Source organism: Marisediminitalea alba (genome assembly GCF_002993365.1).
Lineage (GTDB): Bacteria > Pseudomonadota > Gammaproteobacteria > Enterobacterales > Alteromonadaceae > Alteromonas > Alteromonas alba.
The window spans coordinates 1-20,573 of sequence record NZ_PVNP01000007.1; the positions used below are offsets into that span (position 1 = coordinate 1).

General features: G+C 49.5%; 16 protein-coding genes and 1 pseudogene. 2 read left to right on the forward strand and 15 right to left on the reverse strand.

Annotated features, from left to right (window positions below; genetic code table 11):
• From C6Y40_RS24885 to C6Y40_RS00980, 5 genes and pseudogenes are all read right to left on the reverse strand, one after another.
• A pseudogene (locus tag C6Y40_RS24885) lies at positions 1–263 on the reverse strand (IS4 family transposase); the annotation flags it as partial.
• A 185-nt stretch (positions 264–448) separates the two neighbouring features.
• Positions 449–1,798, reverse strand: a complete 1,350-nt coding sequence (gene lysC / locus C6Y40_RS00965; protein WP_105932904.1) for a lysine-sensitive aspartokinase 3 — start codon at positions 1,796–1,798, stop codon at positions 449–451.
• Positions 1,799–1,832: 34 nt separating this feature from the next.
• Positions 1,833–2,285 (reverse strand): DUF192 domain-containing protein, encoded by a 453-nt coding sequence (locus C6Y40_RS00970; RefSeq protein ID WP_105932905.1) that lies wholly within the window; start codon positions 2,283–2,285, stop codon positions 1,833–1,835.
• A gap of 85 nt (positions 2,286–2,370) precedes the next feature.
• Entirely contained in the window at positions 2,371–4,983 is a 2,613-nt protein-coding gene (acnB, locus tag C6Y40_RS00975; protein ID WP_105932906.1) for a bifunctional aconitate hydratase 2/2-methylisocitrate dehydratase, read from the reverse strand.
• Between the two features lie 208 nt (positions 4,984–5,191).
• The gene (locus C6Y40_RS00980) at positions 5,192–6,328 is read right to left on the reverse strand and encodes a PQQ-dependent sugar dehydrogenase (protein ID WP_170308380.1); all 1,137 of its coding nucleotides are present in this window, start codon (positions 6,326–6,328) and stop codon (positions 5,192–5,194) included.
• Positions 6,329–6,503: 175 nt separating this feature from the next.
• Between C6Y40_RS00980 and C6Y40_RS00985 the strand changes: the two genes are divergently transcribed.
• Positions 6,504–7,019 (forward strand): hypothetical protein, encoded by a 516-nt coding sequence (locus C6Y40_RS00985; protein ID WP_105932908.1) that lies wholly within the window; start codon positions 6,504–6,506, stop codon positions 7,017–7,019.
• Between the two features lie 6 nt (positions 7,020–7,025).
• Here C6Y40_RS00985 and C6Y40_RS00990 read toward each other — a convergent pair whose 3' ends face one another.
• From C6Y40_RS00990 to C6Y40_RS01000, 3 genes are all read right to left on the reverse strand, one after another.
• The gene (locus tag C6Y40_RS00990; protein ID WP_105932909.1) at positions 7,026–8,675 is read right to left on the reverse strand and encodes an alkaline phosphatase D family protein; all 1,650 of its coding nucleotides are present in this window, start codon (positions 8,673–8,675) and stop codon (positions 7,026–7,028) included.
• 139 nt (positions 8,676–8,814) lie between these two features.
• Positions 8,815–10,134 carry a hypothetical protein gene (locus C6Y40_RS00995; protein ID WP_105932910.1) on the reverse strand — a complete coding sequence of 440 codons (1,320 nt, stop codon included), beginning with the start codon at positions 10,132–10,134 and terminating at the stop codon, positions 8,815–8,817.
• A 152-nt stretch (positions 10,135–10,286) separates the two neighbouring features.
• Positions 10,287–11,063, reverse strand: a complete 777-nt coding sequence (locus tag C6Y40_RS01000; protein ID WP_105932911.1) for a hypothetical protein — start codon at positions 11,061–11,063, stop codon at positions 10,287–10,289.
• Positions 11,064–11,202: 139 nt separating this feature from the next.
• Between C6Y40_RS01000 and C6Y40_RS01005 the strand changes: the two genes are divergently transcribed.
• On the forward strand, positions 11,203–12,516 hold the full coding sequence (locus tag C6Y40_RS01005; RefSeq protein WP_105932912.1) for a DUF2254 domain-containing protein: 1,314 nt from the start codon (positions 11,203–11,205) through the stop codon (positions 12,514–12,516).
• A gap of 73 nt (positions 12,517–12,589) precedes the next feature.
• On the opposite strand, the gene C6Y40_RS01010 is transcribed toward C6Y40_RS01005, so the two are convergent.
• The 7 genes from C6Y40_RS01010 to C6Y40_RS01040 all read right to left on the reverse strand — a co-directional run bounded on the left by C6Y40_RS01010 (position 12,590) and on the right by C6Y40_RS01040 (position 20,565).
• On the reverse strand, positions 12,590–13,909 hold the full coding sequence (locus tag C6Y40_RS01010; protein ID WP_240621806.1) for a tetratricopeptide repeat protein: 1,320 nt from the start codon (positions 13,907–13,909) through the stop codon (positions 12,590–12,592).
• 1 nt (position 13,910) lies between these two features.
• Positions 13,911–14,522, reverse strand: a complete 612-nt coding sequence (locus C6Y40_RS01015; protein ID WP_105932914.1) for an energy transducer TonB — start codon at positions 14,520–14,522, stop codon at positions 13,911–13,913.
• A 13-nt stretch (positions 14,523–14,535) separates the two neighbouring features.
• On the reverse strand, positions 14,536–14,943 hold the full coding sequence (locus C6Y40_RS01020) for an ExbD/TolR family protein (RefSeq protein WP_105932915.1): 408 nt from the start codon (positions 14,941–14,943) through the stop codon (positions 14,536–14,538).
• A 60-nt stretch (positions 14,944–15,003) separates the two neighbouring features.
• Entirely contained in the window at positions 15,004–15,519 is a 516-nt protein-coding gene (locus tag C6Y40_RS01025; RefSeq protein WP_105932916.1) for a MotA/TolQ/ExbB proton channel family protein, read from the reverse strand.
• A gap of 5 nt (positions 15,520–15,524) precedes the next feature.
• Complete coding sequence (locus C6Y40_RS01030; RefSeq protein WP_105932917.1) at positions 15,525–16,889, reverse strand: MotA/TolQ/ExbB proton channel family protein; 1,365 nt, start codon at positions 16,887–16,889, stop codon at positions 15,525–15,527.
• A 13-nt stretch (positions 16,890–16,902) separates the two neighbouring features.
• On the reverse strand, positions 16,903–17,658 hold the full coding sequence (locus C6Y40_RS01035; RefSeq protein WP_105932918.1) for a DUF3450 domain-containing protein: 756 nt from the start codon (positions 17,656–17,658) through the stop codon (positions 16,903–16,905).
• Positions 17,659–17,811: 153 nt separating this feature from the next.
• Positions 17,812–20,565, reverse strand: coding sequence for a TonB-dependent receptor domain-containing protein (locus C6Y40_RS01040; RefSeq protein ID WP_240621807.1), 2,754 nt, complete (start codon positions 20,563–20,565; stop codon positions 17,812–17,814).
• Positions 20,566–20,573 lie beyond the last annotated feature (8 nt).

The window sequence follows — 20,573 nt, forward strand, 5'->3', positions numbered from 1 at the left end:
CTGCCACAAAATAGTTGGCAAATAGATGCATAGATAAACGGTGTTTCACTTAATAAATGCGGGTTTGAAAGCAAGCGGTCGGCACGTTTAATCCGATGTTTTTCATAAGCTTTAGTACTAATCCCACGACCAATACTCGTTACGCTTGCTGCGCTTCCATGAAGAAGGCTTTTCACGCACGCCGTTACCACATCCCGACGCGCTTTATGCATTTTATAGCTGACAAGCGATATGACATTGTTCACAATAGATAGGGCATTCATGGCAGTTTGGTCTCGGTGATTTTTGGCGATTGATCTGATCACCAAACGTCATGAATGTTCCTATCTTTTTTTATCTTATTGATATTGCATTATTATTTGTGGGGATACCTCAGACTCTGACCCCTTTATTTCTGAGGAATTAATTAACTCTGACCCCTTTATTTCTGACCCCTTTATTTGAAGTGTTATTCAAACAACTCTTTGTGCAATACCGTTACAATCTCAGTGCTGTCTGACTCATTCACCAAAAATGAGATATTGTGCGGGTTAGCGCCAAAACAAATCATTCGCAGGTTGTAGTCTGATACGGCCGCAAAAATCCGGCTCGATACGCCTTTACTGGTTTGCATGTGATTACCCACTACGGTAACCAAATCAAAACCGTGTTCCACGGTTACGTCACAGATGGTTTCCAGTTCGGCTATGGTTTCACGATTTAAGCGCTGTGCCACTGAATTAGCCGGGTTGTCCAGGGTAAATGATACCGAGATCTCAGAGGTGGTTACCAGATCAACACTCAGCTTGTGCTTGGCAATAATCGCAAAAACCTGCTGCAAGAAGCCCTGCGCATACATCATCTTAGGCGTTTTTACCGTTACCATCACCTGCTCTTTACGGCGGGTCAGGGCGCGGAATGGCGGCTCATTTTCGCAGTCTTTAACAATCCAGGTACCGCCCTTTTCAGGCTCTTTGCTGGACCCTACAAACACCTTGATGTCTTTACGAACCGCAGGCTCCATAGTGGCCGGGTGTAGTACTTTCGCCCCGAAGGTAGCCATTTCCGCGGCTTCCTCAAAGCTCAGTTCCGGTAACGGATGAGCCGCAGCGGTAATACGTGGATCGGTAGTATAAACACCGGTTACGTCGGTCCAGATTTCGCATACCTCAGCGCCAATCGCTTCGGCCAACAGGGCTGCAGTAAAGTCTGAACCACCGCGGCCCAGCGTAGTGGTACGGCCTTCTTCGTCGGCGCCCACAAAGCCCTGAGTCACCACAATAGCGTTTTCAATCTCTGGCTTTAATAACGCCTGGGCGTTTTCGGCAATAGCATCCAGTTGTGGGGCGGCAGCGCCAAACTCACTGTCAGTACGCAAAACTTTGCGCACGTCAAAGTTCATGGTAGCCACATCCTGTTCTGCCAGCACAGCGCTGAACATCAGGGATGACATCCGCTCGCCCATCGACAGTAACTGATCTTTCAGATCGGCACGATGTAAAATCTCTTCATGGAAAGCCAGTTTCTTTACTTCTTCCAGCAAGTCGTCGAGCTTTGCCGCAACACTGTCTTTGGCTTTTAATTCGTTGAGGATTTTAAACTCAATATCAGCAATCGCCTGACAGACTTCGCCGACTTGTTCCTGGGTCATGGCTTTATGCGCCAGATCCACCAGATGGTTGGTAATGCCGGCTGCGGCGCTTACCACAACAATACGAGTGCCTGGGTTGCCTGCAACAATGCGGGCACAGTTTTGCATAGCAGCATAATTGGCAACACTGGTGCCGCCAAATTTTGCAATGGTTAACGCCTTACTCACGGTGTTCTCCGTTTGTACGCTGTTCAAATCAGCGTTATGGATTGACAATCAGTTGGTCGCCAACATGAATATCATGCTTAGCAAACCAGCCCTGGTTCATTTCTAGCGCGTATTTCACCACTTTGGATGCGCCCACAGAAGTTAAGTCCTGTGGTTGCAGTGGTTTTATATCTGTAATTACGCCGTTTCTGTCGATAAATGCCACATCCAGTGGAATAAAGGTATTTTTCATCCACATACTTGCTTGTTTTTCGGGATCAAACTCAAACAACATGCCACAGCTTTCGCACAATGTTTTACGAAACATCAGGCCCTGAGCCCGTTGTTCGAAGGTTTTGGCAAACTCCACCTGCAGTGCAATGTCGTTAATTTCAATTCGCGCGGATTCAAAATCAACAGCGTTTACATTACAGGCGCTCAGCAGCAAGCCAGCTATCAGAAGGCCTGACGCTATCAGTTTTGACCTTATTATAGTGCGCGATCCCATTTATATTCCTTGTTAGTTACCTTAAATACAGACATAAAAAAAGCCGGGCCCTTACGGTGCCCGGCTTTCTAGTTTATATGCTAAGTCAGGCAACATTCAACGTTGGAATGATCTTAGCCTTAGCCTCTTCTTCTGCCTTCTTAAAGCTTTCCATCTTATCGAAGTTCAGATAGCGGTATACGTCAGCTGACATAGAGTCGATCTTACCAGCGTATTCCATGTACTCCGCCGCAGTTGGCAGACGACCAACGATTGCACCAACTGCTGCAAGCTCTGCAGAGGTCAGATATACATTCGCGCCATCACCTAAACGGTTAGGGAAGTTACGGGTAGAGGTAGACAGTACTGTTGCACCGGCATCTACACGTGCCTGGTTACCCATACACAGTGAACAGCCTGGCATTTCTGTACGTACACCTACGCGACCGTAGATGTTGTAGTAACCTTCTTCCATCAGCTGGGCTTTATCCATCTTCGTTGGTGGAGAAATCCACAGACGGGTCGGCAGCGTCTTACCGTAGTTATCCAGCAATTTACCTGCCGCACGGAAGTGACCGATGTTAGTCATACAAGAACCGATGAATACTTCATCAACCTTGTCACCCGCGACTTCAGACAATGTTTTAGCATCATCCGGGTCGTTCGGGCAGCATACGATTGGCTCTTTGATTTCTGACAGGTCGATTTCAATTACTTCTGCGTATTCAGCATCGGCATCAGCACGCATCAGGCTTGGGTTCGCCAGCCACTCTTCCATCTTCTGAGCACGACGCTCAAGAGTACGCGGATCGCCATAGCCTTCGTTGATCATCCAGCGTAACATGGTGATGTTAGAACGCAGGTACTCCGCGATAGATTCTTCAGACAGGTTAATGGTACAACCTGCAGCAGAACGCTCAGCAGAGGCATCTGACAGTTCAAATGCCTGTTCAACAGTTAAGTCTTCCAGACCTTCGATCTCAAGGATACGACCAGAGAACTGGTTGATCTTACCTTTCTTCTCAACGGTCAGCAGGCCTTGCTTGATACCGTATAGAGGAATTGCGTGTACCAGGTCACGTAAAGTGATACCAGGCTGACGCTCGCCTTTAAAGCGAACCAGGATTGACTCCGGCATATCCAGTGGCATAACACCCGTTGCTGCAGCAAAGGCAACCAGACCAGAACCGGCCGGGAATGAGATACCCAGCGGGAAGCGGGTGTGCGAGTCACCACCAGTACCTACGGTATCAGGTAGCAACATACGGTTTAACCAGCTATGGATGATACCGTCACCAGGGCGCAGAGAAACACCACCACGGTTCATGATGAAGTCTGGCAGCGTGTGCTGGGTATCGATGTCTACCGGCTTAGGATAAGCGGCAGTGTGACAGAAAGACTGCATGGTTAAATCGGCAGTAAAACCAAGACACGCCAGGTCTTTCAGTTCGTCACGGGTCATAGGACCAGTGGTATCCTGAGAACCCACAGTCGTCATTTTAGGCTCGCAGTAGGTGCCAGGACGGATACCGTCAACACCACAGGCTTTACCTACCATTTTCTGTGCCAGCGAGAAGCCTTTGCCAGAATCAACAGGTTGCTCAGGCTTACGGAACAGATCAGACGGGCCTAAGCCTAACGCTTCGCGAGCCTTTTCAGTTAAGCCACGGCCGATAATCAGGTTAATACGGCCACCAGCGCGTACTTCGTCCAGGATTACCTTAGACTTGTAGCTGTACTCAGCCAGCACTTCGCCAGTTTCACTGTTGGTGATTTTGCCTTCGAACGGATAGATGTCGATAACATCACCCATGTTCATTTTTTCTACGTCGGCTTCAAATACCAACGCACCGGCGTCTTCCATAGTGTTGAAGAAGATTGGTGCTACTTTAGAACCAATACATACACCGCCGCCGCGCTTGTTAGGCACGCCTGGCAGATCTTCACCGAAGAACCACAGAACAGAGTTAGTGGCAGACTTACGAGAAGAACCGGTACCTACTACGTCACCCACAAAAGCAACAGGATGGCCTTTGGCCTTCACTTCTTCGATTTGCTTCATTGGGCCTTTAACGCCGTGCTCTTCTGGCTCAAGACCGTCACGGGTCATTTTGTAAGCCGCTAAGGCATGCAGCGGGATATCAGGACGTGACCAGGCATCAGGTGCCGGAGACAAGTCATCGGTGTTAGTTTCACCGGTTACCTTAAACACTGAGTAAGTCATTTTCTCAGCCATTTGCGGACGAGAAGTGAACCATTCAGCTTCGGCCCATGACTTAATGATGTCAGTGGCGAATTCATTGCCTGCTTTGTGTTTTTCTTCGACGTCATGGAACGCATCAAACATCAGCAGCGTGTGCTTCAATTCTTTGGCTGCCAGTGGCGCAAGTGCTGCATCGTCGAGTAACTCGACTAAAGTGGCGATGTTGTAACCACCGTGCATGTTACCCAGCAACTCAACTGCTTTTTCTTTGCTGATCAGGTCGCAGCTAACTTCGCCTTTTACAATGGCACTTAAGAAACCAGCTTTTACGTAAGCGGCTTCGTCAACACCAGGAGGTACACGCTCAGAAATTAGTTCCAGCAGAACCTCTTCCTCGCCTGCAGGTGGATTTTTCAGTAATTCGACTAATCCGGCCACTTGTTCCGCGTTTAACGGTTTGGGTGGGATTCCTTCAGCAGCACGCTCTTCTACGTGTTTGCGATATTCTTCTAACACGATGTTTTCCTCATGGTTATTCCTGCCAATTCGAACGGTCCCGGAGCAGGAAGTGACTATTTAAACGCCGGAATTATAACGGCATGTATAACGAATTTGAATTTTTATGCAGTTTCGCAGACTTATAGCCGCTATTCAGCCAGACTATTGTTGTAACCACCTGGGTAACAATCCATTTCTGCTAGCCTTTACGGGGTTTCAGCCTGAGTTAGCGCAAACTGTGTTCCGGTACGTTTTCGGCCCGCAGTGGGGAAAAACGCATTAACCGGCCGCGCTCGCCGTCCGTCAGTACGTATACCGATCCGTCACGACCCACTATCACATCCCGTAAACGCTCATTTATAGTAGCAAAGATTTGCATTGTCGACATGGGATTTTGGTCTAATGCCACCGCATATAACGCCTGATCTTTCAGGCTGCTAACCAGCAGATGGTTGGCCAGCTCAGGAAAAGCCGAATCCTGATAAACCACTACTGAGGAAGGGGCTATGGATGGTGTCCAGTTTAACACCGGATCCACCATGCCATCATAATGAGTAAACGGCGAAATTTTTGCGCCGGAATAATCCATGCCCAGCGTCACCACTGGCCAGCCGTAGTTATTGCCAGCCTCCAGAGCATTAATTTCGTCGCCGCCATCCGGGCCATGTTCATTCAGCCATATTGTGCCGGACTCCGGATCCTGAACCAGCCCCTGCGGATTGCGATGGCCAAGGGTATAAATATAGCTCTGCGGAGCATCGGGGGTGGTATAAAACGGATTATTCAATGGTGCACTGCCGTCTTCGTTAAAGCGCAGCACTTTACCCAGCATACTGCTTTTTTGCTGCGCCTGCTCACGATAGTCAAAGCCATCGCCGCTGGTCATCAACCAGGTACCGTCGGCCAGTTTTAGCAGTCGCCCACCAAAGTGTACCGGCGTATCCTTGGCTGTTTTAACGGTAAACAGACGCTGCACTTCAGGCTTGTCGCCCACCAGCTTGGCCGTGCCGAACGCGAGGTAATTTTCGCTGTCATCGCCCACCGAAAAGCTCAGATAGACCCGCCGGGTTTCGGTAAAGTCATCGGCCAGCACAATGTCCAGTAAGCCGCCCTGCCCGGCCACATAGAGCAGGTCTATTTGCAGCGGGATCTCAAGGCGTTGGCCGGCATTGGTATATTCAATAATAGTGCCGCCGCGTTCAGTGATCAGCCAACCGCCGAGTGGATTTTCTACGGCCGCCCAGGGCGAAGCGAGATAGCCTGCAATCTGGGTTTGATGGAAATTTCCGGTTAACGGTGGCGGGTCATCGGCCTGTGCACAAAAGGCTCCGAACAGGCTAATTATCCCCGCCAGAAGGAGCATCAACTTTTGACTCCGCTGATGTAACGCTTTGCACATATCGATTAGACTATCAACAACTTGTACTTGGCAGCTTAGCATGAAATTATACGATTTGTGTTGCGCTTTATTGTAAGCAGTGTTGTCATCTGTGCAAGATGAGTACAAATTAAGCCTGTTGTAAGAGAGTAGTTCTGTAATGTCTGAAAAAGTCGTCGTTTACGAAGTTCAGTCCGACATCAGCCCGGTTACCAAAGCGGGCGCGTTGCTGGTGAGCTGGTTGTTGACCTACACCATTGCCAGTGTGTCTCAGTCACAATTTGTCCTCGCGAATCTGGAATCACTCGGCGTAAATATTACCGGTAATCAATGGCTCGAACATACCGTACTAGACTGGTGGGGTCTGCTTCCCAAATATGGTTCGGCAGTGTTTGCTGCGCTGTGTATTGCGTTATATGTGAGTGGCCGTGCCGGGCGCATGCTTAAACTGCGCAGTAACTGGCTTCACCCGCTGGCTGGCGGCCTGGCTATGGCGCTGATGTTAATGCTGATGCAACCGCTACTGGACGTTACCCTTATCGCCGGTACGCGCTCCTTTGAGGGCCAGCTCTGGCAGGTAATCGCCGGCATATCCGGCGGTTTAACGTATAAGTTTTTACGCCAGGACGTGGCGCGCTGGATAATCCAGCGACCACGCCAGAATGCGCTGCTGTAACTGCAACTAAATCTTTTCGATTGCCAGCGACGAACCCGCTTTGCTTATCTGATACTGACGCAGAGTTTTCGCGCTATAGTGCTCACTGGTAATGTTCGATACGCCAATAAAACTGGCGATTGCCGTCTTAGGAGCAAGCTCCAGCTTCACATAACCACGATGCTGACAATCCGTCCACAGAATTTCCCGGTTATGCTGCGCTACCCGTTGATCAAACTCCCCGGCCAGCGCCGGGCCAAAGGTTTCAAAATCACCCGGCGAGGTAATGCCTGCCGTACCCAGCTCCACCCCCATAGCATCGCCATCGCCGGCAAACAACTGATTTGCCCAGAACGCATGGCTATCACCGGTTAACACGATTAAATCACTGGCTTTCGCCGACTGACAGAGCTGATAAAACTTCTCTCTGGCCACCGGGTAGCCATCCCAGGTATCCAGATAAATAGGTAAGTCATATTTACCCAGGGCCATAAAGTAACCGAAGTGTTGAGCAATCGCGCCGTTATCTGCCAGCGCTTTGGGGAGCGTTAAATCCGTGGCATCCGGAATATTGGTACGGGCCATTGGGATCTGGTTGCCGATCAGTCGCCATTTGGTACCCTGAGCGACAGACTCGGCCAGTTTATGGTTAACAAAATTCTCCATTGCTATGCTTAACATAGAACGTCCGGGGTCACCCAACACCGACTCAATAAAATGCCGCAGCGTTTGTTCTGACTTTATCTGGGGCAGGTGTTCGGCATAGTCAATTTGTTTACTGCGACCAGTATGGCGGGTTTCCAGGGTTGTCAGTGTGGCCAGATTGCCGAATCCAAAATGCCGCCAGAGCTGCGCTTTTTCAGCCTGTTTAGCCGGTTCCCGCAAAGGCATCCACTCGTAATAAGCCTGAATGGAGGCCGCCTTGCGATCAGCCCAATTGCCTTCACCAGGCTGATGATTCTGCGCGCCCTGCATGTACGGATTATTGGCAGATTCGTGATCGTCCCAGGTGGGAATTAACGGATGCGAAGCATGCATTAACCGTGAACCATTATCGGTTTTATACTGGCGGTGCCGGGTTCGGTAATCGGTTAACGAAACAATTTCATTGGCGGGCTGATGCCGACGCTTAAGCTTACGCCCTTCCTCGTCTCCCCAGCTGTCCTGCCCGTATTCATATATGTAATCGCCAAGGTGTAACACAAAATCAACCGACTCATCGCCCGCAATGTGGTGGTAGGCATTAAAGTAACCAAACGGGTAGTTTGAACAGGACGCCACGGCGATGTTCAGTGATTCAGGCTCGCCGGCGGGCAATGTCCTGGTGCGCCCGGGCTCACTCTGACCACTGCTGGTAATAAACCGGTAGTAATAAGTGGTTCCCGGTTCCAGACCGGTTACATCAATTTTGAAGGTGCAATCTTGCGTTAAAGAAGTTTCCCCCTGACCGCTTTTTACCAGTTGCTTAAATGCCAGATCCCTGGCTACTTGCCATGTCAGGCCAATCGGTTCACGGGTGTGAGTCCACAAAATAACGCTGTGATGGGTCGGGTCGCCGCTTGCTACGCCACAATCAAACAGGGGATTTATCGGCGCAGCGGCTACCTGATAAGCAAACGGCGTTAAGGCACCTGAGGCAAGGGTGGTTTTTAAAAACTGGCGACGAGAGAAAATCATAGTAAGGTCCGCACAACAAAATGGAGCCTGACTATGCAGAAGCTCTGTGACACTCCGATGAAGTGTCGATGAAAATTCTACTAAGGTATTGAAACTACTTTACGAAGTACAACAAATGCCAACGCCCGCCGCCAACCGTTTAGCCGCGGGAGCGGATTTCTTCAACTCTCTTCAATCGGGTTAATACCTGTTCGCGTACTGCTGGCGACTGACGGGACAAAAACTCGTCGGCTTTGGCCTGGCTGTAGCGACTGTAACTTTGATAAATTCTCGACGTCAAAATGGTAAGGTTATCCTGTTCGGTGATCCTATGCAGGTTTTGGTCTGCAAACTGGGGGTTACGATAGGCCGAACGACTAATAAGCTCCGAAGTCAGTGGTTGGGTATCAATGTCGGTTTGTCTGTTTAGCCAGCTCAGCGCCTGTTGAGGCTGATTAAAGCTCATCGACTCAACCACCACTTTGGCTCGTGACTGGCGTTGATCCGGCGCCGCTCGTTGCATAAAGCGATCGGCCGCTTCTTGCGGTTTTCTCACCATCCAACTGCGAAACGCTCTCTCCTCGATAGCTTGCCGTTGTTTAGGATCGCTAATCAGATCGAGTCTGGCCAGCGCTTCGTCCGGATCTTTAGTTAACCAACTGGAGAACACAGCTTGTAGCGCACTGTCGTTATCCATGGCCTGGACCCGCTCAAGTAAATACTCAAAATCTTCGGTATTTTGCAGATTCCTGGCAGTGCTGCTTACGGCATAATCAATCGCTTCAAAGTCATTGGCATCGAAGTCCGTTTCTATGCTGCTGATGGCTGCAGGCAGATCCTGTCGGGCGAGGCTTGAAAACAAGCCGCCCAGAGCAAATCTGCCCATTGCCTGCTGGCGAGTATCCTCAGGCTGACTCAAATACCACTGCAACGTAGCATGGGGGTCGGAATCTGCCCAGGTTGCTATGACAGTCGCCATTGCGCCGTCCTTTTGCATGCTGCCGGTCACGTTGAGGTTTACATAATCCACGGCCTGCAGTGGTGACAATTCTGCCAGCCGGTTGATAAACAACATGTTAATTTGCAGACTTTCCGGCGAGTCACCGTATCCCAGCTGCCTGAGCGCCGCTAGGGTTTGTTCTAAATTAAGTTGCGACACAATAGCGTAGGCTTTGGCGATACTTGCCATGGTAGGCGACCAGCCCATATCGCCCAACAGCGCCTGAGTTTGCGCGACGGCGTCATCTACCGTTACTGGCTTGTGGGCACTACCGGTGTTAGCTTCAGGCCCGGCGCCAGTCTCCTCATCAATCGGCAAGGTTTCGCTGTTTGTCACATTGTGCCTGCCTGGCTCTGCTGTGTCTGTAAGAGAATTTACGGAACCGGGCCCGGCGCTCTGGTGAGGGTTAACTTGTGATGTGCCATACCAATAGGCGCAGAGTACGGTCGCAATCCACAGCGAACCAATCAGTAATTTCATATCCAATCCTTTGAAAACGAAAGCGTACCGGTCTTACCTTGTTAAGGTTATTAATCACCAGCAAATACAACTAAAGTCTACCCTTTAATGGCTCGTTGCGCCAAATTAATTGTTTAGCAGGTCACATAGCCAACCAGCCTGATTGGCTGATATTACAACGAGGTGTCCCTGGCCAGAAAGCCGAGCGCAGAGCGACTGCCATGCAGGCGGATTTGTTGCCCCGGACGAAGTCGCTCCCACTGCGATCTGGTCGTTACCTGGCACACATAATCAAAAAACTGAGCGCTGTACTCCGCCAGATAAATTTTGCCGTTACAGTGCTTTCTACGAAAGCGGCGGGGTAACTTTGCGATAGTCACCTGCTCGGTTGCCGTGCTGGCATCCAATACATAAAGATGCAGCGCGACCGGCGCGCCACGGTAAACTGCCAGGGCTGTAAACAAAGCAACCAGCAACGCTGCGCCAATCGCATTATAAAAACGGCGCGGTGAATCAACCTTAACCTGCTTTTTGCCCTTCGCCAGCCGCTCGGCACTCATTTTACGCAGGTGATTGGTGTGGAGGAATTTTTTGCAAGTTACCACAAATACCACCAGGCCCGCCGTTAAGGCTACCCATTTGAAGGGGGTAACCATCTCGTTATTCAGCAGAAAAGAGTGAAAATAAACCGGTAGTAACATGGCGCCGAGAATTAAACCGCCACAAATAAGCGCTAATGTGCCAAGCAACTTGCGCTGTATTTGCTCGGGAGTTTCAGGTTCTGGCAGCAGTATTTCCTGCTCAGGCGCGGGGGAATCGTCTTCATTGGCTTCAAGTGAAGCCAGCGCCTGAAGAATTTTTTCCACCCGTTCCGGAAAACGCGCTTTGTCGATGGTCCTGAGCGCTTCTTCAAGTTCTGCTTTAGAGTAACGACTGTAATCTGGTGTCACTGATCCATTGACCTTTCTGACTGTCCTGTACAGTACGATACATGACCGGCTATAAAAAAACTAATCAATCCGAATCAATAGGTTATTTCGTACTAAACTGATATTTTACTGGGAAGTCCATCGCTTATTGGGAAAACGGATGAATTTACGGCTGCTCACCACCCGCGTCAGGGTACTATGGGAATCACTGTCTACCAGCTACTGGTTTATCCCTCTGCTAATGATGAGTACAAGCGTGGCGCTGTGTTATGCCTGTTTATCGGTTATTGAACGGGCTTTTCTGCCGGACGTTTTACGACCGCTTATCCCTCTGGTTACGCAAGAAAGCGTTCAGCAATTACTGTCTACCGTCGCCGGCGCCATGATAACCGTAACCAGTATTGCTTTCTCTATGACCCTGGTATCGTTAACCCTGGCCTCAAATCAGTTTGGGCCGCGCTTAATTCGCAATTTTATGCAGGATCGTAATACCCAGATGGTGCTCGGAATACTGGTTTCCACTTTTCTGTTCTGCCTGATTTCCCTGCATCACTTGTCGTCGATAAACAGTAATCAGGATGCGGTTTCCATGTTAGCCGGTGCCACCGTGTTTCTGGCTCTCATCGATTGTGTCACCATCATCTATTTTATCCACCACGTGTCCCGCTCTATTCAGGCCGACCAGGTGATTGCCAATTGTGTACAACATTTCGAAAGCAACATTAACTCATTGTTGCCGGTACCTGAGTCTAACGCCTCCGTCCGCGCTATTGCCGAGCAGTGGGCAGCGCCACAAGGTGACTTTCAGGTGAGCGTGAAAGCGGTTCAAAACGGATATGTTCAAACCATCAATTATGCCAGCTTTCTAAATCAGACTGCCACCGAGGTGGCAGGGTGTGAGTTACATGTTCGCAGCGGCGACCACGTTTTATGCGGCGAAGCATTGTTTACCGTTCACTGCCGGCAACCTGCCAGCGAGGACGAATTTACTACGCTGCGACAAGCGGTGGTGCTGGGCGCCAACCGAACCCCCATTCAGGATCCTGAGTTTGCTATCAGTCAGCTGGTTGAAATTGCCCTGCGCGCTTTATCACCGGGGATTAATGACCCGCATACAGCCATCACCTGCGTGGATAAGCTAACCGCCATTTGTGTGCAGGTGGCCACCCGCGAGTTTCCGGCAGAAAACCTCATTCACACTTCGTCTGAGGTGTGGCTGAAACGTCGCACATTCACCTTTGCCGGTGTAGTCGATAAAGCGTATAGTCAGGTCCGCCAGTCAGCTAACGACCAGATTGCAGTGCTTATCCACTTACTTAAGAGCCTGGCAAAATTACAGCAATGCTGCGCAGCCACTGAGCAAAAAACCATATCAACTCATGCCCTTAGCATCGAACAGCAAATTGCCACGCTAACCATCAGTAGCAGTGATAAAAAATCCATAGAAGAGGCTATGTTGCCGTTTAGAGCCTAAGTCAATGTGACTGAACTAAAATAGAAAAGCCGGTAATGAATACCGGCTTTGGGTTAACTAAGCGGCTGTAATATTAAGAACCCAGTTCTGCCTGAATCTGCTCGCTGCTGCTCTTTTCTGACTCAACAAACTTTGACCACTGCTGCGCCATCCCTTTGCTTGAGCTGAATTTCTCAGCTTCGGCCAGGGTATCCAGCGCGGCGGCATATTGTTTTTTGTTGTACAGCGCCATACCTTTAATCAGATACGGGATGCCCGGGTTCCGCAACTCACCTTTATTAAGCGCGTTGTCAGCCGCTTCGATGGCGTTGTCCCAGCTTTCCATGTTCAGATAAATTTGCGCCAGTTGAGCATCCAGCTCACCGTCATCGGATAAATCGGCTGCCTGAGCCATAACCGGAACCGCTTTTTCCTGTTCTTTAGCCAGCGTCCAGCTTTGGCCGAGGAACTTAAGGTTACGCAGATTCTTTTCCAGCACCCCATCATTTAACGCCTGCTCCATCAGACGGGCGCCTTTATAAGGCGCTTTATGATAGTAATAAAGCTGTGCAAGGTTAAAGATATCGCCGCCATTGGTCACGTAGCCCTGCTGATAAGCCGCTTCCATGATCGCCAGCTGCGTTTTCTCTTCACCCAGCTCACCGTACATACCCGCCAGTTGGATCCAGTACTTTGGCTCGTTAAACAACTTCACCATTTTTACCAGCACGTCTTTAACCTTTTCAGGCTGCTTGAGCTCGTAATAAATAGCACGTTGTAAAATCAGCCAGCCTTCGTCCGGGATCATGCCTTCATCTTCGTGACCTTTAATGGCCTGATTGATGAATTCTGACGCTTCAGCGTACTGCTTATTCTGATAATAGGCCTGGGCTTTAATTACCAGATTCTTCGGTGGAATCTTACCGGTATTCAACGCTTCCCAACGCTCAAGATACTCAATACTCTGGCTGTAGTTACCCTGCATCAGGTGTAGCTGGGCCAGACTGAACAGCGTGCTCATCTCGAAGCTTTCCGGGATTGGCTGTTGCGCAACCACTTTGGCAAAGTTTTCCAGTGCTTTGTCGTACTGCTCGTCGTTGTAGTAAATAAAGCCGTAGAAGTTATACATCATGGCCAGCTCATAGCTGTTCATGGAACTGGCTTTGTCCTGAACCACATCCAGGATGTCCACCGCTTCAGCAATGTTGCCTGCATCCGCCTGTTCCTGGGCACGGGCTAACTGCTCGTAAACCTTCGAACGTAATGCCGGCGTGCGACGGGTGGGTCGCTCGCTGGCTTTTTGTTCTTCCTGGGCAACTGCAGTTGCTGCCACCAGCGAACTCGCACCAGTGAACAACAAGCCTGCCACCGCCAGTGACAACAGGGATTTAGAAAGTGTCTGTTTCATACTCACCTTACCCGTCTATCTGGAACGTAATACGGTTCTGCACACCGGAAACTTCCGCTGGCTCACCATTTACAACCCGAGGCTTATACTTAAACTTCTTCGCTGCGTCCATCGCGGCCTGTTCAAAAATGCCTTCCGGATTCGCTTCGATAACGAACACGTCTTTGACGGCACCTTGTTTGGTTACGGTGAACTCAACAATAACAAAACCTTCGATACCACGTTGCAGCGCACGACGGGGATAAACCGGCGATACCTTAACAATAGGCAGGTACTCACCATCGCCGCCTTCCAGCGCTAAACCGCCGCCTTCCAGTGCCATGCTGTCGCCCACATCAGCGGCAAAAGACATTCCGCTGCTATCAGCATCAGGACTCGGCGAATCCATTTGCGGCGAGTCCATTGGCGGTGGTGGCTCTTCTGGCTTAGGTGGCTTACGTGGTTTACGTTCTTTCTGCTGTACCTGCTCTTCAGGCTTAATGCGAACAAAATCCAGCACGCTGCCTTTAGGCGGCTCAGTTAATGCACTGCCGCCCATTTTGATCAGCGACTGCATCAGAAAGAACAATCCCAACGTAATCGCCAGTGATACAACAAATGCGATTAAAAATCGTGACATGGTCTATGCTCGCTTATGGCTCTTGCGCGGCGATTGACACATCGTAAACACCAGCGGCCCGGGATGCATCCATCACTTTGATTAGCGTATCCGTAGTGGCTTTCTTATCGGCCTGAATAACTACGGTGCCCTGCGGGTTTTCCGCGTGTAAACGCTCAATATTAGCCTGTACAGCACGAACATCGATACGTCGCTTGTTAATCCAGATTTCGCCTTTATCCGTGATGGCAATCAGGATGTTGGCGCGATCTTTCTTAACCGCTGTGGCGGCTTCCGGACGGTTAACGTCGATACCCGCTTCTTTCACAAAAGAGGCCGTTACGATGAAGAAGATCAACATGATAAATACAACGTCCAGCATGGGCGTCATATCAATGGTGGCTTCTTCTTCATCCACCAGGTTTTGAAAATGCTGTTTCATAATTCTTTGTTACCTTGCTAGTGGGCGACTCGCAACGAGTCCCCCTCTCGGAATACCTTGTTAGCGCTTGACGAGTGCTTCTTCTAAGTGAGCACGTTCGGTTTTCACTTTGCGGTTCAACCAGGTTGACGCAAATACACCAGACAGTGCTCCAACCATTCCGGCCATTGTCGGAATAGTGGCTTTCGAAACACCAGACGCCATCGAACGGGCATTACCTGAACCTGAGATGGCCATAACATCAAAAACTTCGATCATTCCGGTTACCGTTCCCATCAGACCCAGCAGCGGACAAAGTGCTACCAGCGCCTGAATAATCGGGATACTGCCATTTAAACGAATGGTCAGCGACGAAATGACTTTTGAGCGAACCTGCTCAGCGTACCAGGAAGAACGATCTTCGCGGGATTTCCACTGAGCGATTGCTTCTTTGCTTAAGCTTTTGTGCCAAATCAGCAGGTACAGAGCACGTTCGAGGATCAAGAGCCACATGACGAATATCAGTAAGCCGATGACCAGGAGTACCTGGCCTCCGGTTTCTGTAAAATCACGAATTGCTTCCAGAAACTCAATCATGATGATTAGCCTTTCTCAGCGCGCTCAGCGATTACTCCGGCAGCTTGTTCCTGCAGAATGTAAACAATGTTCTTACTACGCGTATTCAGCATCGCGTACAGTAAGGTAGTCGGGATAGCTACCACCAGACCCAGTACGGTAGTTACCAGGGCAGTAGAGATACCACCCGCCATCAGTTTCGGGTCACCGGTACCAAACAGGGTAATCGCCTGGAAGGTGTTAATCATACCGGTTACGGTACCCAACAGACCCATCAGCGGTGCAACCACAGAGATTATCTTAATGATGGTCAGGTTACGGCCCAGCTTAGGTACTTCAGCCAGAATGGCTTCAGTTAAATGCAGTTCCAGTGCTTCAGTGTCGGCATTAGGGTGCTCATCACGGACTTTCAGTACACGGCCCAGCGGGTTGTTGGCTTTCACTTCTTTAGATTTCAACTGGCTGTTAACCTTGGTACGAATAATTGTCAGAGTGAACAAACGCTCGATTGACAACAACAGACCAAAAGCACCGACGATCAATATGATGTAACCTACTACACCGCCCTGCTCTACACGTTCCTGCAGATTAGGCGCCTGAACCAGCAGGCCAAGGATTGAGCCGCCAGTCGGGTCGATACCAAACTTAACAACTTCACCGTTAGAGGCTTGCAGTTCAGCAGCTGACTCTCCGTAGCGGCCCGCAGGCTGACGGATAAGCTCGGCAACCGTACCGGTTACGCCGTTGTAGTCGAGGTACTTGCCATCAGCAACCAGGGCAAACGGACCAACACGAACCACTTCTTTAGACACTTTGGCACCACCCGCTTCCACTACGTCGGTAGTGAACTTGGTGACTTTGCCTGATTGGGTCATTTCGCGCTGAATTTCATACCAGACCTGCTCAATCTCATCGATAGAGGCCAGTTTTGAGCTTGAGCCCATGTCCTGTGCAAGCTGGTCTAAGAATGCAGCACGGCCAGGGATTTCAGCAGAGACCACTGAGTTATAAAATTTGTTTTTAGTGTCGCCGGCAACCTGTTGCAGCACACCAAATAACTCTTTTAATGAACCTAAACGGTTGGTCAGCGCTTCATTTAAGTCTGCCAGTTTAAATTCGTTTTCTTCAAAGGTCGTTTCAAGCTGCTCTGACGTCGCCAGCGTGCGGTCACGCAGCTGTGCAGTTTCACGCAGAATGCGGTCCTGCTCTGCTCGCTGAGCCATAAACTCCTGCTCACGCTGTTTGTTTTGCTCAGTTTGCGCAAACTTACCTTCTTCCAGCTGCTTTAATAAAGCATCTAAATCTAGTGCACGGTCATCCTGTGCGACAGCGCTTACGCTGATGCTCGCAGCAACCAGACCAAATACGATATTCTTAAACGATTTCAACATCATCTTCGTCCTCTTAGTCTGTAATCGCTACAGGCAGCATTAACAGATCAGGCGCAAGTTGTTTCTTGGCCATGCGTAATGCTTTGGTTACCTGGGTACGGTAAGAGCTGTCTAACTCTTCCCACTGACGGGTTTGCTTGTTCCACACGCCCTGTGTGCCGGCATCACGAGTTTGATAAATCAGCGCGGTACGACCTAAGCGTAAAAACTCGACGTCACGCTCCTGACCGTTGATTTCATGGATACCCGTGTAGGCTTCCATAGTACGGCCGTAATCCATCTCAACCTGATAGGCTTCCATTACACGACGGAATTTTTCAGAAGCCGCTACGTCAGCACGGTCCATCATACTTTTCAGGCTCGCAATGCGTTCGCTACGTTCTTGTGACAGAAACGGTACGTCCAGTTCGATAAACTGTTCCAGACCATCAATCATACGAATCATCAGCGGTGTGATCTGACGCTCGATAACCGACACTTCGTCAATCGCTTCATTCAGGTCAGCCATTTCCTGTTCCTGGCTGGCGATCTGCTTACGCAATTGATTGTTATAAACTTCCAGACCTTCGATCTCTTTGTTCAGCGTTTTAAACTGTTGCAGCTTGCTGTCAATCTGATCGGTAATGCCATCAATTTTTTGCTGCGATTTGGCAGCTGACTCGTTGATTTCCTTGGCAGTGTCAATGGCAGGCTTTAAGTCCTGCTCCTGAGCAAAGGCTGACGCCGACAATAATGCCGTGCTCATCAGCAAGGTGTTAAAAAGCTTCATAGATTCAAACCTTTTGTTTTCAAGAAATCGGATGTACCGACCACTAAATTAGCTGCGGGTAGGATAGGGGGTTTCTGTGACAGTTTTATTACATATCTGTCATATAAATATGGCAGTAAAAAGGGGCCCTTACGACCCCTTTGCTGATGCTGCTTAGAACTGGTAGCTGTAGCTTAAACCAAACTCTACGCCATCTTCCTGTAACAACAGGTTTAAGCCTTCCTGTTGAATTTGCTTGGATTGATCCAGCAGGTTTTTGATGCTGAATTTAATCCGCGTATTGAAGTCAGGATAATAGGTATAGTTCATATCCAGTGAATGGTAGGTCTGCTCTTCGGCATCCTCGTTACCACGCGTACCAGGCACGATAATCCGTGGTCCAAAAGCGTTGTAAACTAAGGTTGCAGAGTGCTCACCGTTATCTGAATCGTAACCTACCTGCAGGTTAGCGACCCATTCAGAGTGGCCCACCAGGCGACGTTTGTTGTTGGTCACGGTAATCGATGCAGAGGTCGCGTTTAACGCATCGAGTAACTGGGTTTCAAACAAACTGGTTACATCATCTTCTACCGCACCCAAAGTCACCTCAGAGTCTGAAATGGTCAGGTTACCGGTCACGAAGAAGTTACTTAAGTCACTGCTGATAATGCTCAGGTCCTGCAGGAACTCCACTTCAAGACCATACAACTTACCTGATTCACCGTTAGCGGTTAACAGGTTAGGTGCTGCACCACCCACGGTGTTCAGCTCAATCAGTTCGATTGGGTTTTCGATGTCTTTATAGAACAATGCAACCGACAGGTTATTACCTGCTTCACGATACCATTCCCAACGGAAATCGATGTTGTCCAGCTTAGAGCTTTGCAGTAATGGCGTACCACGAACCAGGAACTCAGTCAGCGGATCGATAAAGAAGGTCACACTTACGTCACGCAGATCCGGGCGAATGGTCGTCTGACTCATGTTCAAACGGAACTGCATGTCGTTATCCATCATGTAGGTTAACGCCAGTGACGGGAAGAAATCGTCTTCCTGGAATGCCAGTTGTTCAATTTCAGATGAATCCACTGAAAACTGATTTGAATGCGCTTCAAACGGTACAGATAACTGACGGAAATCTTCGTAGCGTACACCACCACTGATCCGCCAGGTATTGTTGATAAACGCATCCATCATCAGATAGTAAGCGTCAATCATAGTACCGGCAGCAAACTCATCCCCATCCGCCATTGCAGATTCCAGAATATTGGCACCGGTTGCACTGCGGTAGAAGTCATCATTGTTGATGTTTTCATCGGAGAAAATTTCATCAACGCGGTTACCATACAGGAAATCGTTTGAAATCGCCCGGTGGGTTACGTTAATCGGAATGTTCTCGGCTTTACGCGCTTTTTCGAAAAAGTCGGCACCGGCTTTAAATTCCAGTTCCAAACCTTCGGCCATAATCGGATACCCCAGGTTCCAGCCCCAGGTTTCCACTACGTCGCGCAGATCCTGGTAACCACGATTAACACTGGTAGCAGCAATCGGCTGCAATTGCTGATCGATAAAGGCACCATCAGCAAAGTTTTGCTGATAGGTCACATCCAGACTACCAGGTGCCGAACGACGCGCCCGGCTGGTGCCAGCGTACCAATCAAAGTACAGGAAGTTGAGCTCCGGGAAGTTATGCGTACCTTTGATCTGATTCGAATTCATGCGGCGCTCTTCAAAGAGCATGTCCACACGTTGCAATTCGGTTTCGCCAAATACCGTTTCATTGATATCAATAAAATCACGTACCCGCACCCGATCGCTCATGTCATGAAGCAGTATATTAGTGATATCAATACGATGATTGCTGTTGATTTCCCAACCCAGGTTAAGCATACCGCTCCAGCGAACCTGCTGTTCAGTATCTACGCCTTCATAAAACTGCGCAAAACACTTGCCGTCCTGAGAGTACCTGTCTGGCAGGTCAGAACAGCCTACAGTCCCCAGGTTAGTGCCCTGGCTGGTATCGTTTATGTTCCACTCGTTCTCGTAGGAAATAGCGGAAAGGAAACCAAATACGCCGTAGTCGGTATCGTAGTTATCTCCTAGCGTCATGCCCAGATTGAAATCCGGATCAACACTTTTAGGATCCGGGCCGATATCCCAGAACATCGAACTGAGCATCGCTTTACGCTCATCGAAAGTTAACGGATAAGCATTAGAACCCTGGATACCGGCATCAGATTGCGCGGCGTCAAGGTTGTCGGTGATAATGCTGGATAATGCGCGAGTACCATCATCGCGCCCTGTCCAGTCATCACCGCCGCCAGAATAGAAAAAGCCATCATCCGAGTTATTGGTGTTATACCCTAGCCCGCCACTTAAACGGAAAATAAAGTCAGTCGGGATGGTTTTAGTTCGAATGTTCACGTTACCCCCACCGAAGTGAGAAGGCATATTCGGCGAGAACGATTTCTGTACATTCAGACTTTCAATAATGTCGGAAGGAAATAAATCCAGTGGCACTACAGAGCGGGTTGGATCCGGACTCGGCACACCCATTCCGTTTAGCTGTGTACTGGAATAACGTTCACCTAAACCGCGAACGTAAATGAATTTGCCGTCTACCAGGGTTAAACCGGTAACACGACGAAGTGCAGATGCGGCGTCGCCATCACCTGTACGGGAAATTTGTTCAGCACCCATTATATCGGCTACGAAGGCCTGGTTCTGACGTTCCTGCAATACTGCAGCAGCTGTGCCTTTCAAACGAGTTCCGGTGGCAACAACTTCTTCGATGGCCTGGGCTTCGTCCTGCTCTGCTTCTTGAGCAATCGCACTGTTTAACGGCACTAATGAACCGGCACAGAGAGCAAAGGCAACCGATTTATACAGCCGCGAGAGTGACGGCATTGGACGGTCTGATGAACTCATTATTCTAA

Bases quoted from the DNA above. Each gene is read 5' to 3' on its own strand.
- C6Y40_RS00970 (WP_105932905.1), bottom strand. From the start codon at position 2,285: ATGGGATCGCGCACTATAATAAGGTCAAAACTGATAGCGTCAGGCCTT.
- C6Y40_RS00980 (WP_170308380.1), bottom strand. From the start codon at position 6,328: ATGCTCCTTCTGGCGGGGATAATTAGCCTGTTCGGAGCCTTTTGTGCA.
- C6Y40_RS00985 (WP_105932908.1), top strand. From the start codon at position 6,504: ATGTCTGAAAAAGTCGTCGTTTACGAAGTTCAGTCCGACATCAGCCCG.
- C6Y40_RS00990 (WP_105932909.1), bottom strand. From the start codon at position 8,675: ATGATTTTCTCTCGTCGCCAGTTTTTAAAAACCACCCTTGCCTCAGGT.
- C6Y40_RS00995 (WP_105932910.1), bottom strand. From the start codon at position 10,134: ATGAAATTACTGATTGGTTCGCTGTGGATTGCGACCGTACTCTGCGCC.
- C6Y40_RS01005 (WP_105932912.1), top strand. From the start codon at position 11,203: ATGAATTTACGGCTGCTCACCACCCGCGTCAGGGTACTATGGGAATCA.
- C6Y40_RS01015 (WP_105932914.1), bottom strand. From the start codon at position 14,522: ATGTCACGATTTTTAATCGCATTTGTTGTATCACTGGCGATTACGTTG.
- C6Y40_RS01020 (WP_105932915.1), bottom strand. From the start codon at position 14,943: ATGAAACAGCATTTTCAAAACCTGGTGGATGAAGAAGAAGCCACCATT.
- C6Y40_RS01025 (WP_105932916.1), bottom strand. From the start codon at position 15,519: ATGATTGAGTTTCTGGAAGCAATTCGTGATTTTACAGAAACCGGAGGC.
- C6Y40_RS01030 (WP_105932917.1), bottom strand. From the start codon at position 16,889: ATGTTGAAATCGTTTAAGAATATCGTATTTGGTCTGGTTGCTGCGAGC.
- C6Y40_RS01035 (WP_105932918.1), bottom strand. From the start codon at position 17,658: ATGAAGCTTTTTAACACCTTGCTGATGAGCACGGCATTATTGTCGGCG.
- C6Y40_RS01040 (WP_240621807.1), bottom strand. From the start codon at position 20,565: ATGAGTTCATCAGACCGTCCAATGCCGTCACTCTCGCGGCTGTATAAA.